This window comes from Methylobacterium soli (assembly GCF_008806385.1).
Taxonomy (GTDB): Bacteria; Pseudomonadota; Alphaproteobacteria; order Rhizobiales; family Beijerinckiaceae; genus Methylobacterium; species Methylobacterium soli.
On record NZ_VZZK01000030.1, the window covers coordinates 1 to 12,516 of the forward strand.

Consider the following 12,516-nt stretch of genomic DNA (forward strand, 5'->3'; position numbering starts at 1 on the left):
GGTCTACATCGTCACGACCTCGCGCCTGCTTCCGGCCAAGGCCCGGCGCTTCATCGACTTCGTGACGAAGCGCCTCAACCCGGTTTTCGCCGGGGCCGGCAGGTCTGCGCCAATGGATCAGCAGTTGCGCGGCATCGATCAAATCATACCAGCTAGAGCCTGCGCCTGACCTGCAGCCATCCCGCCGGCTGCGAACCTGCACAGGGCCTGAACGAAGGTCCGGGACACGTAAGTGAAATAACCGATGCGACGTAGGAGGATACGTTCATGAGCCTTGGGGACAAGCGACAGATCGTGAGGGTCGAGATCCTGCCGGAGGCCCGGGTTGCTCTCCGGGTCAGCCAGCCTAGCGGGGATGAGGAGATGCTCCCCCTGCATCGGATGGCCGCTGTCGGTATCGCGCAAGAGATGCTCCTCGCTGCCGCAGCTCTGCCGGCTTCCGGAACGAGCCCGGGACCGATGTTTCAACTGGAGGCATGGCACGCCGATCTGCATGAAAAGACCGGGGAGCCGGTGCTCCGTCTACGCCTCGGCGGCGACATCGTCCTTCAGTTCGTGATGCCGTCTCAGGCGGCCACTCACATTGGCAATAAGCTCTCGGAACTCGGGACGGCGTCGCTTCGTGCGCCGGGAAAGCTCAACTGAGCGGCGTTCGGTTGCCGAATACCAGGGCCCGGACGCCGCGGCTTAGCGTGGCTGAAGGCGAGCGGCCGATTTGACGATGGAGAGCACGTCGTAACGGAGTTGCTCGTCGGTGATGCTGCTGAAGACCTGAATGAGTTCAAGGGCCTCCGGCGCCCGCAGCAAACTGAGGTTCGTATCCTCTTCTCTCACGCCGCCAGCCTGAGCGGGAAGGAGAGTCGAGACTGGAACGTTCAGGAGGCCAGCAATCGATTGCAGGCGCGCGGCACCCACGCGGTTCAAGCCACGTTCGTACTTCTGGACTTGCTGAAAGCTGACGCCAATGGCCTGGCCGAGAGCAGCTTGGCTCAAGCCTTTGGCCAAACGAAGTTCCGCGATGCGACTGCCGATCGAGTGGTCGGTCGTCGTCGTCTGTTTGTTTTTGCTCGCAGTCATGGGCTGTGCCGACATAGAAGCATCGCAGGCTCCAAGCTGTCCCGACCGTCGAGATCAGCGAATTGAATACAACCTGCAGTTAGAGTCTTAACACTTCGTCAACCATTGGCAGGGGCTACGCATTCAAACACTGCAAATCTGAGCCCAGCGAGTGAGATAGCCCAGCGCGATCAGTTCATACTTTTGCGCCGTCTGCTGCCTTCCAGCTTGGCGAGCTTGCGGCCAACCTCAAGCAGCAGCATCTCCGAAAGCAGGTCCAGCTGCGGGTCTTCCAGCTCCTTCAACGCCCGATGTGCCGCGACCAAGTGATCCGCTGCCTGTTCCAGAGGATGGCCCGACGCCGCCTTCTCGCTCCGGACGTAGGCGTGCTCGCTCATCCGGGTTGGGGTGATGTCGATGATGATGCCTCGCCCTCGGCACGGCTGGCCTGACGCATCGACCTCATAGCGTCCTCGCGAGAGGACCCAGCGAGTGAGGCCGTCCGCTGAGCACACGCGGTACTCGGCCACATAGGAGCTGCCCGTTCGGGCGCACTCACCAATCAGCGCCATGACACGCTCGCGGTCGTCTGGATGGATGCCGGCTGCGAACTCAGCCAGTGGCGCGCCGATCTCGGCCAGATCCGGATCAACGTTAAACAGGAGGGCAACAAGGGCGTCCGCATGTAGGCGGTCAGCGAGAATGTCCCAATCCCACTTGCCGATGACGTCTGAGGCATCCAGAGCCGTCTGGAAGGCGTCCGGGCACGTCTGCGAAAGAACGCCCTTCAGTTTGAACACCGTCATTTTCTCGTCCGCCGCCTACGCTTTGACGCATGTTTAGAAGCGAAACAAATTGCAACTGCAAGTGCGAACGACTTGCAAATGCAACTCTACCATGCCGCTCTCTCCGCTGCTAAGCGGGGGCTGAGACGAACTGCGTTTTGAATTCAAGGCTGCACAATGGGCTCAAAGGCACCCTCTGCAGGGTTCCACGGCGGAGCGGCGAAGGACGAGCTCATGCGGCGGGAGGGCGAGAGCGCGGCTTCCACGGCGCGTTCCGCTCAGACGCTGAGTGAAATCGCAGACACGCTGGGCATGCCCACTTCCGTCTTCAGTTTGCGCGAGACGCCCAATGCGAGATCGGTCGCCGGCAGCGAGGCTGCGAACGAATGCGGTGAGTTGGTCCGCGCCTACCTGGGCATTCGCGATCCCGATAAGCGGCGCCGGCTTTTAGAACTGGTCCGGAGCATGGGCGACGAGGAGTAGCCGAGCGAGTGCGGCTGCTCATGGGCCTACAGCGTCACTCCGCATAAGGTCCGCCAAACAGGTCTCCCATTGATCGCCTTCGAAACAGCGTAGCCCAGCGCCGCCGTCGATGCTCAGGCCGGTCATGCAGCATGTGGCAGCGCTGGCAGAATGCGGCGAGGTTCGCGTCAGCGTTGTTGCTGGTGTCATGGTCCCGATCGGCGGTTGCGAGCACTACCCTCGTCATGCGAACGCCAGCCACCTCCTCGGCGGTCGGCAGCACTCGAAGCGTCCGCCCCCTTCCGTCGCGCCAGGTGCCTTTCTCAGCGTCCCACCAGCGGCCATCTCCGAGATGCGGCACGTTCTGCCCGTGCGGACGGCCACAGCCCTCACAGCAGCCCCCTGCCCGTCTGAGCGGGATCACGGCCGAGAGCTGAGGCCAATCGATGGGGGAGAAGCAGCGGTGCTCGCGCCGGATGAGGCCAACGCTAACTCAACGGTAAGGGCACTTCACGACCGGTCACGAGTTCCACTCCGGTCCGCCGACTGGAAGGCCACCATGGGCATCCTACAGAACGTCTTTGATCGCTTCAGCCAGACCGTTAAGGCATACATCGGGGATGATGCCTTAATGCAAGCCGCTGTCTCGGCAGCGTCGAATGTCATCGTGGCCGATGGTGAGGTCGCGAGCGAGGAATTCGAGACGGCGCTCCTTTGCATGCGCGCCAATCCGATCTTGGAGAAGGGCTATGACACCCTGATGCTAGAGCAGGAGTTATACGAGGGCATTGCGCGCGCTCGGACGCGCGCTGAACGGGTTAAGAACCTGCGCCGAGTTGCTGCCATTGCCGGCCGGTCCGAGGAGCAGCGCCAGAACGTGTTCCTGATCGCTGCGGATGTGGCCGATCATGAAGGCATCAGCGAGATTGAGGGCAAAGCTCTGGCGGAGATTGCAACCGCCCTATCGGTCGATAAGACCGCCCTTCTGGAAACAGCTCCGGTCTTACCTTTAGCATCGTGAGGTCAGGAAGTTTGCATCTGCTTCAGCTTCCATTGTGCCTGCAACCTATGCGTTGTTCCCCATCCCAGTCAGGCTCTCCTCGACTCGAATGAGTGGCAATTCGAGGCAGACGGGTCTGATGATCCTCGTGTCTCTTAGATTGCTGGTTAGGCGCAAAGCGCAGCGACACGCTCGCCGATTTTTTCGGCGGTCAGGAATGCGTCCGGATGGTCGCCGTAGAGAGCGGCATAGGGCATACCCGGCACCTTCGCCTCGTCCAGATCCTGCACGAGCGCCAAGCCACCACTCTCATGGATGGCGAGCAGTCCATCGGTGCCGTCGTCTCCGTAGCCGCTGAGAACGATGCCGACGACGCGCTCACGGTAGGTTTCCGCCGCTGAGATGAAGAGCGGGTCTGCCGCCGGGCGCACGTGGTTGACCTTTGGCCCTTGATCCAGGTGGATGCGACCCGTTTCCAGCCGCATGTGCCAACCTGGTGGGGCCACGTAGACGTGTCCTTGCTCAATCGGCGTGCCATCCTCTGCATGCACGACAGCAAGGTGCGTCAGCACCCCGAGCAGCGCGGGAAGAACGGCTTGGTTTGGGCCGACGTGTAGGACGATGAACACCGAAGCCGAGCATGGAACCGGCAGTGCTGAGACGATCTGCTTGAGGGGATCGAGGCTGCCGGCCGAGGCCGCGATGACGATGATGCTCTGCATAGCTATCTTAACTTATGTGAGCCAGCAGGCGATCCACTCGCATGACGATCATGCCCGTCTGTGCTCTGAAGCCGCAGCCGTTAGAGCAGCGCGGTGCAGGCATCAGAAGCCTACAACGATGAAGCGGAGGGGCCTCAGCGATCCTCGGAAACCAGCTTCGGAGCCTTGATCATAGAACGGTCCAGTTCCTGAATGGGCGAGCGCGGCCGGCCCGACTTCTGCGCAATGGCCTCGTCCTGCTCTTCGATGAAGAGGCGGGCAGGTTCGTCGCCGTCGAAACCGCCCAGGATCTCCATCGGAACACGTCGATTGGATTTGCGAGAGCCGTCTTCGTAGGCAACATCGAACAGCACCGATCCCCGCTCCTGCGGGAGTTGTTTCACACGCTTGCTCATAACGATCTGATTGGTTGGGTCAGCGCTACGCGGACCTAGAAATGCAAACGGCCACGGATGGCAGGATTGAGTGCGCGTACATCCGGCGTCACCCCGTCCCGGCATCGTGGCCGTCTCCGATCAGACAGCGCGAGGCTGCGACCGGCATGTCCCTGACATGCACTCGCTATGGTTAATCTTCGATGAAGAGATGCTTGGGGGCAGGCTTATGGGCTTCACGGGCGTCTCAGTTAAGCCCCTTCGCTCGGTCTTTGCTGACGCGCCGGGCGATGACGCGCCCGATCTCCAGCAGCACCATGTCGATCAGCAGGCGCAGGGAGGCGCTGCCGTCTGCGTCGATGGCCTCACGGGCTGCAATGGCATGCTTGGCTGCGCGGTCGATAGGAGCCTCTGGCTGAGGTGCTGTGTGTGCTGCATCCGACCCGAGCAGCTTCTGATGGGTGATATCAATCAGCACGCCGTGCCCGTGTGCCGGCATGCCCGCGCTGGCTGGATAGATCCGGCCATGATCCAGCACCCAGCGGGTACCATCAGGTGTTTGCACCCGGTACTCCACGACAACGAGACCGCTCTCGTGCTCGGCACGCTCCACCGCAGCCAGAAACATCGCGCGGTCGTCAGCGGGCAGGCGCTGGATCACGGTCTCGATCGGCAGCTCGGTATCGGCGAGATCCGGGTTGCCAGTCAGGAGGTCGACCGCGCCCTGATCGAGCACATGCAGATTGCTCGCTGCCGTCCAGACCCAAGTGCCGACGACTTCAGAGCCGTTCGATCTGACAGACGCGCTACCGGGCTGCTGGTTCGTGTCGTCGTGTGTGCGGTGCCGCACGGATGAACCCCTTCTAGAGCCTCTGCGCTTATCAAGGGAGCGGCCAAGGTTCAACTTTTCGTTGCGCCAGCGAAGCTTTCTCGTTCAGAAGGTGTGTCATGAAGGTTGTCTGCAATTGGGTTGGGGGCGTCCTTTGCGGAGTGGCCCGGCTTGAACATGCGTGATCACAGAATGCCACGAGAAGGGATTTGATTGTCTTACTGTGAGACCGAGACCCCGAGAGCGGCAGCAGATGCCGGTGCCTTCATGAGCGACAGCGATGATCCTGCAGCGCAGCGGCTGCCGGCGGCGGCCCAGCGTACGCTAGACCAAATTGCGGGCGCGCTCGGTGTGACCACTGCGCTGCTTCATGGGAACGCGGACGGAGTTACACCGAGAGCTGGCGAAGCGCCTGGCTTGGCGGAGACCTCAGCCCTGCTGCAAGCCTATGTCCAGATCGGGGATCGCGAGGCGCGCCAGCGCTGCCTCGACTTCGTGCAGGTTGCTGCTCAGCAGCGTTAGTGGAGATGTTTTGACTGAGGCTCTGTCTCTGGTCGGCCGGCGCGCCTGCTCAACTCCATGCCAAGTTCGAACAGGAGCAGATCAACCAGCGTCTGCAGAACGGGAACGCCGAGCGTGCCAATCGAGTGCCGCACTGAGATGATGGCCTCTACGATCTGGTTCATCGTCCGGAGGATCTGCTCCGGATTGGCAGCGTCGCCCTGGCGCGTATCGGTGACATCGACAGCAATGCCGAGGCAGCGCAGGCCTTTGCCTTGTGTGTCCGTTTCGACCTGACCACGCGCCGCGATCCGGCGGATCAAGCCGTCCAATCCGAACGTACGGAACTCGGCCTCAAAGCGCCCTGCGGTCGCATGAGCCTGGTGCACGAGGCCGCCGACCCGCTCACGGTCTTCAGGATGAACACCCTGGAGGAAGTCGGCAAGAGACACGCCCAACGCGGCGCGTTGTGCATCCAAGCCTAACAGGCCAGCGAAGAGGCCCGCAGGATAGACGATACCCCTGCTGAGGTCGGTCTCCCACGTACCTACGAAGCCAGAGGCATTCAGCGCCGCCTCGAGAGCGGAATTCATTGCGCGATCTGGCGGCTCGTTTTGACCCATGTCGTGAGATCCCTTCGGGCACCTCAGGTAATCATCATAATCAGGGCGCGGACCGGATGTTCCCTGCAGCGCGTGATGTTAAAAAATTACATGCATCGCGGCAGGCTTGCTCGTGGCAGCGAGCATTGTAACTGTATTCATCGTTCAGGTGGAGCGAAACGCGACGTTCGCCCTCCTAGCCATCGTTTCGGTTACCAAGAACGCCATGTTGTCCCGCACCGTCAGATGCGGGTAGAGGGCGTAGTTCTGGAACACCATGGCGATGTCCCGTTCCTTCAGCGAGACGCCGTTGACAACCCGTTCGCCGATGCTGATCTCGCCTCCGGAGATGTTCTCAAGGCCGGCGATCATGCGGAGCAGAGTCGACTTTCCGCAACCCGAGGGTCCGACCAGGGACACGAATTCACCGTCGCGGATGTCAACGGACAAGCCGTGCAAGACGTTGGTCGAGCCGAAAGCCTTGCGAACCTCGCGGATTCCCACCGAGGCCATGGTTCCTCCTGAACCGGGCAGCTCTGGCGGCCGCTACAACCCAAGAAGTACAATCAAGCAGGCGGGGGAAAGCAAGTCGAAGCGGATGCTGTTTCACGCCTTAGTTGAAATGATCACGTGGCTTGTCATGGGGGATCGCGGTCGCTGCCGATACGGACGAGAGCGATATGAGAGTTCACGCCTCCTCTTTACCGTCGACGATGCTAAGCTTGGTGGGGCTCGGCCTCGGCGCCGATGCAGAGAAGAGGGACGATCTGGCCATGACCACCGCCCCCTATCGCGGCGTCTTCCCCGTGGCGCCCACCATCTTCGACGCGGGCGGCGAGCTGGATCTTCATGGTCAGCGCCGGGCGATCGACTTCATGATCGATGCCGGCGCCGAGGGTCTGTGCATCCTCGCGAATTTTTCCGAGTAGTTCGCCCTCTCGGACGTCGAGCGCGACACGGTAATGTACACTGTGCTGGAACACGTGGCGGGTCGCGTGACCGTGATCGTCACGACGACGCACTTCGCGACGCGCGTCTATGCCGAGCGCTCGCGACGGGCGCAGGTGGCCGGCGCGGCCATGGTGATGGTGATGCCGCCCTATCACGGCGCCACGATCCGCGTTCCCGATCTCGGCATCTACGACTTCTTCCGCGCGGTCTCCGACGCGATCTCGATTCCGATCATGATCCAGGACGCGCCGGTGGCTGGCACGCCCCTGCCGCCGGCCTTGCTCGCCTGCATGTCGAACACACCGGCCTTGCGCCAGCGGTAGAACCGGCTCGACACCGTGCCAAGCGCCGTAGCGCGTCGGCAGGTCCTCCCAAGGCGCGCCCGTGCGCAGGATCCACAGCATGCCGTTGAGGACTTGCCGGTGATCCTCCGCAGGCCGGCCTGTGCGCGGCTTCTGCGGAGGCAGCAGCGGGGCGATCTGCTCCCATTGCGCGTCGGTCAGTTCAAAGCGTCGCATCACACCCACATGGGGCCGACCACCCAGCCTGTGAACCCCTTTGCAGAGACGCCCTAGGCAAATCTGGAGGGTCTCAATGCGCGATAGCTCGGTTCTGGGCGTTGTCCGAATCCGGAGTCGGCCGGGAGCGATTGGACCACCTTGTCGCATCGACGAGAACCGGGCATGGTCCTTCCATCAACCCTAGGTCGGGTGCTTTTTCGATCCGCGCCGCCGAATCCCGACGATCGCCTCGGACCAGCCCTTCTGGCTCGCATCAACCTGACGTGATCGTCTCGTTTGAAACCTCCGCCCTGCGCGCGTTGTGCGCCAGCTTGGACGCCGCCGAGCGCGAGCTCGGGGCGGACGATGCGCGCTCGCTCAACACGATTCTGTCAGACATCGAGGCTTTGGATACCGCGAATGAGTTCCTGGAACTAGCGATGGACGATGCTAGAGTCTTGTCGAGCAACGCCATCGAGGTGGCCGTGGGACGCGAACATCGTGCGATCCTCGTACCAGTCGGCGTGCGCTATCGAATACAACCCGATGGGAGCCCCGATTGGTCAACCGTCAGATATCTCAAGCTGACGGCCTTGCCGCCGCGCCGATGATTCACGAGCCTGCCTTGGACCGCGACTGGTTTTCGAAGCCCGCCGATTCGCTGCTGGCCATGATGCAGCGCAAGCGGCTAGCCCCCTCCGATGTCGCGCGGGACTTGCCGGGCGGCCTCGCCACGCTCCGCGGCCTGCTGGCAGGCCACGTCGCGATCGACGAAGCGGTCGCCGGGGGGCTCGCTGCCACCTTGGGCGGCACCACGACGTTCTGGTTGCGCCGACAGGAGTTGTACGAGGCCTCCCTCGGGCGCGTGGTCGATGCAGTGCTAGCATCCGACGGTGACGCGTGGCTGGCAATGATTCCGGTGCCGACATCGACCGGACCTGCCACGCGCGGGCGAACGGCTGGCGACCGCCGTCGCGCCGACGTCGAGCGGCGCCTCGTGTTCTTCGACGTCAACGGCGCGGAAGCATGGTCCCGCCGCTACGGGACCTTGCGCTGCGAAACGCGTTTTTGGGAGTCCGCGGCCTTCGAGGTGCATCCGGGCGCCACGGCGATGTGGCTGCGGCAGGGTGAGCTTGAGGCGGCGCTGGTCTCGACGGACGCGTGGGATCCCGACGGCCTGAGTGCAGCGATCGGCGAAATCGTCGAGCTTAGCCGGATTGGCCAGCCCGTTCGTTTCCTCCCTCGGCTCAGGGCGATGCTGGCTCGGTTCGGCGTCGCGCTCGTGGTCGTGAGAGCTCCCGAGGGCTGCCGGGCGAGCGGCGCCGCGCGGATGCTGTCCCCGATCAAGGCGATGGTTTTAGCGAGCTTTAGGCACCGCTCAGACGACCATTTCTGGTTCACGCTGCTGCACGAGATAGGCCACCTGCTCCTTCACGGGGGTCGCACGTTCATCGACGAGGAGGGTGCGAGCGACGACGAACTCGAACTCGAGGCGAATACATTTGCGGCCAACCACATCATCCCGCATGACCGGCAACAGGAACTCGCGAGCCTCCGGCCTGACCACGAATCAGTCATCCGGTTCAGCCGCAAGCTGCGCGTGGCGCCGGGTTTAACGGTGGGCCAGATGCAGCATAGGGGCCTGATCCAGCGCAATTGGCTGAATAAGCTCCGACGGACATGGACCTGGGAGGAGATCAACCCGGCCCTGATCTAGCCCTTGAAGTGCACGAACCTAGCTGGGCTCTTCTGCCAGTTGCAGAGCGCGTCCTCCATCACTGCCATCCCGACGCCGAGATCTCCATCCAGCGCGTCGAGGTCCGCCTGCAACCGATCGATCTTCGAAGGGGCGTCTCGCCGGCCATCGAGCAGGAGGCGGGCACCGTTCGCGGGGCCGGTGGCCCCTTCCAGGTACGCGGAGCCTGCCTCGATCGGGGCGATGCCGTACCGGCCGATCAGAGATAGGTAGTCGAACTTCGCGAGCCTTCCGAAGGTCGGGACGCGGAGGTCCCTATAGAGGGCATCGAAGATGGCGCGGGGATCGTTGCCTGTGCGCCTGACGACGTCGGCGTAAAAGCGGGCATGGCCGCCCGGCCCGATCCAGCGAACATAGGCGGCGACGACTGCCGCCATCGGCCGGTTCGAGTCAGGTCTGAGGCTTTCGTACTTCCTGTGGTTCCCGAACTTGCCGCCGATCGACATCCAATTCGCGGCGAGCCACGTCGCAAACGCCTCGGGATCCTCGCTCACCGTGACCCAATCCCATCGGCCCGTGCCAAGGCGGCCGTACACGTCTTGCAAGCGCCGCCAGCCACTGTCGGCCGGGCGCGCGAAATGGGTCATGAGAAAGATGAGCCATCCTGCCTCGTCCATGTCGCCTTGACGGACATGGTATGCGACGGCCCTTTCGGCGTCGAAGCTCGGATTGTTCGGGTTGGCCCGCTCCGCCGAGACGGGCTTTGCCTGCACCTGCCTGTAGTAGCTCTCGCGCCTCAGGCTCGCCACCAACTGCCATGCCAGGACGTCGAGGGCGCGGGGATCCGCCAGGCCGGGAAGCAGGCCGGTATGCGTTCGGAGAGCCTGGGTCAGGCGCGCGTGCTCGGAGGCCCAGCTCGGCCACATCAAAGCTCTCTCCCCCTGATGAACCGCGCTTGGCGCGGCGCGGGCTGCCGCCTCGGCTTGTCGCGACGGCTATCGACGAAGATCCGAAAGGCTGGCGCGATGTCTGCCCTGAGCGCATTGAGCTTGGTCTCGTCTCCGGAGGCCCAGAACGCTTGCAGGAGACGGAGGAAATCGGCCCAATAGGGGGCCGGGGCCATCTCGGCCGCCGAGAAGGGCTCGCCCGCGCGGATCCTGCCCTCCGCCGCGACCAGGGTCTCGGCGAGGTCGAACGGATCGCCGAGTGGCATTGGCGGCATCTCGACCATCTTCTGATGGCCTTCCGTGACGTAGCCGCGGACCTCGTCGAGGTCCGGTTCGTAGATGTGCATGCTGCCCGCGTAGTGGAGGTACTCGCCCGGTTCCGCGCCCAAGCGCCTCGCCATCATCTCCTGAATCATTGTAAAGCAGAATACGTCGTGCGGGAGCCCCTTGTAGGCATCGTTAGACCGCATATTGGCGGAAAGATGCAAAAATCCTTCGCGCAGGAGGAACTGAAGACTGACGGTGCAAGGCACTTCGCGGTAGATGAAGCCCTCGTCCCGAGCGGCAGTGTAGTCGAGAGCAACGTCCTCCGCATTGAAGAGCTGTATGACGGCGCGCTTCGACGTCGGCTTCCATTCGAGGAGCTTCGTGACCTTGTCCAACTGGTCGAGTTTAGCCCGCATGGAGAAGATGCGGGGGCCATAGGCGCCAGGGACCCTGCCGTCGATCGCCTCCTTCTCGTATTCTGGGATGTAGGGCCGGATGAAATCCAGGTCGCCCGAGCCGGAGAGATACCAGAGAAACTCGGCGAGCGCGCTAAAAGGCTTGCCCCGGTTCTCGGAACGACTGAGGCGTGCCCGGGGCCTTCGAAGCCGGATCGCGGCCCCCAGGACTTCATGCGTCGAGCCGCGGGTGCCGGTGTTTGAATGGCCTGAGTCCAACAAGGATTGATACAGGTCGATCAGGATTTCATCCAAGCTGTCACCGCAGATTTCCATTGGACGTCACCGCACGTACCCGGATCGAACGCGCAGTCGCTCCGGGATCAATCATAGACAGGCAGGACGCCCGATATCGTCTCGCTTGACACTTCGCGCAAGCTTTCGTTCAGCGAGCCAAAGCCGGTGGCATCCGCTGGTAGAGATGAGAGCGGATGCTGGGTGCCCTGTCGTATCCGGCAAACTGGGAAGGTCTCCCGTTAAGGTGGGATGAAGGACGGACGTGCGGGAACACCCCGGCAATGTCGGCTTTGGAGCGATCACTTGATGTCCGCTGAAGGCGCAACTCAGGCCTACAAGCTGAGCTGCTGCAATGTTCGCTTCCGAGAAGTCGCTTGCGTAGACTGAATGGCCGAAATCGGCGCTAAGCGGAAGGTCTGCTTGCCCACCGTAGACCAACTTTTGCCTCGCCACTGAGTGGAAGAAATCTCGGGCCGCTGATGAGAGTGCGCGAACAACAAACCTTCAGGGCGTCCTCAGCAAACCCCGCCACAGCCTCCTGAAGAGGCCGGGCTTCGCGTTCTTGGTCCCTCGCGGCGGATCAGCGGCGGGCGCCTCGTCCAAGCGTCGGCCTCCGCCACGCCTGTAGCTTGAGGCTGCGCGCTCCGCAGGGTTAGAGGAGCGTCGGTCCACCTTGCTAGCCGGTTGCTTGAGGTGGTGCATGTCACTGGCCGGATCGAAATAGGGCTGAGCCCAGTCCGCGACCTCGGCCTCCTCCACAAAGGCACGAAGTTCTTCTGCGCGCAGGCGCCAGCGGCGCTCTGGGGTTTCAGGGTTCCACTCGCGCCCGTGCGCTAAGACCGACAGCACAGCGCCAACTTCGATGTTGAAGGTCCGAGCAGCTCCGGGCTTGAGCACAGACAGGACGGTAAAGCCGTCCGAGCGACGCTCCATGACGCCTTGGTAGGCGACGTCGCGGATGGTCACGATGCGCCCTGCTTCGTCCCGCCCGAGCGTGCGGTAGGTTACCGCATCGAGGATGATGTGGGGCCCTGTGTAGGTCACGGCTACTTCCCTGTGGAGGTTGCAGGTCCATCACGGACCCGCGGACGTTAGCTCGGGAGAAGCTACCTCATCCGGGCTGTCTCTGCGG

General features: G+C 62.8%; 15 protein-coding genes and 3 pseudogenes. 6 read left to right on the top strand and 12 right to left on the bottom strand.

Annotation, left to right across the window (positions count from 1 at the left end; genetic code table 11):
- Positions 1-267: 267 nt before the first annotated feature.
- On the top strand, positions 268-645 hold the full coding sequence (locus F6X53_RS23140; protein WP_151002728.1) for a hypothetical protein: 378 nt from the start codon (positions 268-270) through the stop codon (positions 643-645).
- A gap of 42 nt (positions 646-687) precedes the next feature.
- Here the strand turns inward: F6X53_RS23140 and F6X53_RS23145 are convergent, their stop codons facing one another.
- Both F6X53_RS23145 and F6X53_RS23150 read right to left on the bottom strand, forming a co-directional pair.
- Entirely contained in the window at positions 688-1,077 is a 390-nt protein-coding gene (locus tag F6X53_RS23145) for a helix-turn-helix domain-containing protein (protein ID WP_238296819.1), read from the bottom strand.
- Between the two features lie 170 nt (positions 1,078-1,247).
- On the bottom strand, positions 1,248-1,862 hold the full coding sequence (locus F6X53_RS23150) for a PAS domain-containing protein (RefSeq protein ID WP_151002732.1): 615 nt from the start codon (positions 1,860-1,862) through the stop codon (positions 1,248-1,250).
- A 213-nt stretch (positions 1,863-2,075) separates the two neighbouring features.
- On the opposite strand from F6X53_RS23150, the gene F6X53_RS23155 reads away from it, so the two are divergent.
- Entirely contained in the window at positions 2,076-2,324 is a 249-nt protein-coding gene (locus F6X53_RS23155; protein ID WP_151002734.1) for a hypothetical protein, read from the top strand.
- Positions 2,325-2,358: 34 nt separating this feature from the next.
- On the opposite strand, the gene F6X53_RS33305 is transcribed toward F6X53_RS23155, so the two are convergent.
- The gene (locus F6X53_RS33305; protein ID WP_151002863.1) at positions 2,359-2,781 is read right to left on the bottom strand and encodes a hypothetical protein; all 423 of its coding nucleotides are present in this window, start codon (positions 2,779-2,781) and stop codon (positions 2,359-2,361) included.
- 81 nt (positions 2,782-2,862) lie between these two features.
- Between F6X53_RS33305 and F6X53_RS23165 the strand changes: the two genes are divergently transcribed.
- The gene (locus tag F6X53_RS23165) at positions 2,863-3,324 is read left to right on the top strand and encodes a tellurite resistance TerB family protein (protein WP_151002736.1); all 462 of its coding nucleotides are present in this window, start codon (positions 2,863-2,865) and stop codon (positions 3,322-3,324) included.
- 146 nt (positions 3,325-3,470) lie between these two features.
- On the opposite strand, the gene F6X53_RS23170 is transcribed toward F6X53_RS23165, so the two are convergent.
- From F6X53_RS23170 to F6X53_RS23190, 5 genes and pseudogenes are all read right to left on the bottom strand, one after another.
- Entirely contained in the window at positions 3,471-4,025 is a 555-nt protein-coding gene (locus tag F6X53_RS23170; protein WP_151002738.1) for a chemotaxis protein CheB, read from the bottom strand.
- A 134-nt stretch (positions 4,026-4,159) separates the two neighbouring features.
- Complete coding sequence (locus F6X53_RS23175) at positions 4,160-4,420, bottom strand: hypothetical protein (protein ID WP_151002740.1); 261 nt, start codon at positions 4,418-4,420, stop codon at positions 4,160-4,162.
- Between the two features lie 226 nt (positions 4,421-4,646).
- Complete coding sequence (locus tag F6X53_RS23180) at positions 4,647-5,249, bottom strand: PAS domain-containing protein (protein ID WP_151002742.1); 603 nt, start codon at positions 5,247-5,249, stop codon at positions 4,647-4,649.
- A 497-nt stretch (positions 5,250-5,746) separates the two neighbouring features.
- Complete coding sequence (locus F6X53_RS23185; RefSeq protein ID WP_151002744.1) at positions 5,747-6,352, bottom strand: PAS domain-containing protein; 606 nt, start codon at positions 6,350-6,352, stop codon at positions 5,747-5,749.
- A gap of 153 nt (positions 6,353-6,505) precedes the next feature.
- Positions 6,506-6,844 (bottom strand): annotated as a pseudogene (locus F6X53_RS23190) (ATP-binding cassette domain-containing protein); the annotation flags it as partial.
- A 260-nt stretch (positions 6,845-7,104) separates the two neighbouring features.
- On the opposite strand from F6X53_RS23190, the pseudogene F6X53_RS23195 reads away from it, so the two are divergent.
- A pseudogene (locus tag F6X53_RS23195) lies at positions 7,105-7,578 on the top strand (dihydrodipicolinate synthase family protein); the annotation flags it as partial.
- On the opposite strand, the pseudogene F6X53_RS23200 reads toward F6X53_RS23195, so the two are convergent.
- Positions 7,575-7,800: pseudogene (locus F6X53_RS23200) on the bottom strand (transposase); the annotation flags it as partial. The pseudogenes F6X53_RS23195 and F6X53_RS23200 overlap by 4 nt on opposite strands.
- 266 nt (positions 7,801-8,066) lie before the next feature.
- Here F6X53_RS23200 and F6X53_RS23205 point away from each other — a divergent pair.
- The gene (locus tag F6X53_RS23205; protein ID WP_151002746.1) at positions 8,067-8,393 is read left to right on the top strand and encodes a hypothetical protein; all 327 of its coding nucleotides are present in this window, start codon (positions 8,067-8,069) and stop codon (positions 8,391-8,393) included.
- On the top strand, positions 8,342-9,499 hold the full coding sequence (locus F6X53_RS23210) for an ImmA/IrrE family metallo-endopeptidase (RefSeq protein WP_238296650.1): 1,158 nt from the start codon (positions 8,342-8,344) through the stop codon (positions 9,497-9,499). The genes F6X53_RS23205 and F6X53_RS23210 overlap by 52 nt, the downstream gene beginning before the upstream one ends.
- On the opposite strand, the gene F6X53_RS23215 is transcribed toward F6X53_RS23210, so the two are convergent.
- From F6X53_RS23215 to F6X53_RS23225, 3 genes are all read right to left on the bottom strand, one after another.
- Positions 9,496-10,404: an alpha-glutamyl/putrescinyl thymine pyrophosphorylase clade 3 protein gene (locus F6X53_RS23215; RefSeq protein ID WP_151002748.1), complete on the bottom strand. Its 909-nt coding sequence runs from the start codon at positions 10,402-10,404 to the stop codon at positions 9,496-9,498. The genes F6X53_RS23210 and F6X53_RS23215 overlap by 4 nt on opposite strands.
- Positions 10,404-11,402: a thymidylate synthase gene (locus tag F6X53_RS23220; RefSeq protein WP_238296643.1), complete on the bottom strand. Its 999-nt coding sequence runs from the start codon at positions 11,400-11,402 to the stop codon at positions 10,404-10,406. The genes F6X53_RS23215 and F6X53_RS23220 overlap by 1 nt, the downstream gene beginning before the upstream one ends.
- 486 nt (positions 11,403-11,888) lie before the next feature.
- Positions 11,889-12,428 carry a hypothetical protein gene (locus F6X53_RS23225; protein ID WP_151002752.1) on the bottom strand — a complete coding sequence of 180 codons (540 nt, stop codon included), beginning with the start codon at positions 12,426-12,428 and terminating at the stop codon, positions 11,889-11,891.
- Positions 12,429-12,516 lie beyond the last annotated feature (88 nt).

Coding starts and splice junctions, on each gene's coding strand:
- F6X53_RS23140 (WP_151002728.1), top strand. CDS start 268: ATGAGCCTTGGGGACAAGCGACAGATCGTGAGGGTCGAGATCCTGCCG.
- F6X53_RS23145 (WP_238296819.1), bottom strand. CDS start 1,077: ATGACTGCGAGCAAAAACAAACAGACGACGACGACCGACCACTCGATC.
- F6X53_RS23150 (WP_151002732.1), bottom strand. CDS start 1,862: ATGACGGTGTTCAAACTGAAGGGCGTTCTTTCGCAGACGTGCCCGGAC.
- F6X53_RS23155 (WP_151002734.1), top strand. CDS start 2,076: ATGCGGCGGGAGGGCGAGAGCGCGGCTTCCACGGCGCGTTCCGCTCAG.
- F6X53_RS23165 (WP_151002736.1), top strand. CDS start 2,863: ATGGGCATCCTACAGAACGTCTTTGATCGCTTCAGCCAGACCGTTAAG.
- F6X53_RS23170 (WP_151002738.1), bottom strand. CDS start 4,025: ATGCAGAGCATCATCGTCATCGCGGCCTCGGCCGGCAGCCTCGATCCC.
- F6X53_RS23175 (WP_151002740.1), bottom strand. CDS start 4,420: ATGAGCAAGCGTGTGAAACAACTCCCGCAGGAGCGGGGATCGGTGCTG.
- F6X53_RS23185 (WP_151002744.1), bottom strand. CDS start 6,352: ATGGGTCAAAACGAGCCGCCAGATCGCGCAATGAATTCCGCTCTCGAG.
- F6X53_RS23215 (WP_151002748.1), bottom strand. CDS start 10,404: ATGTGGCCGAGCTGGGCCTCCGAGCACGCGCGCCTGACCCAGGCTCTC.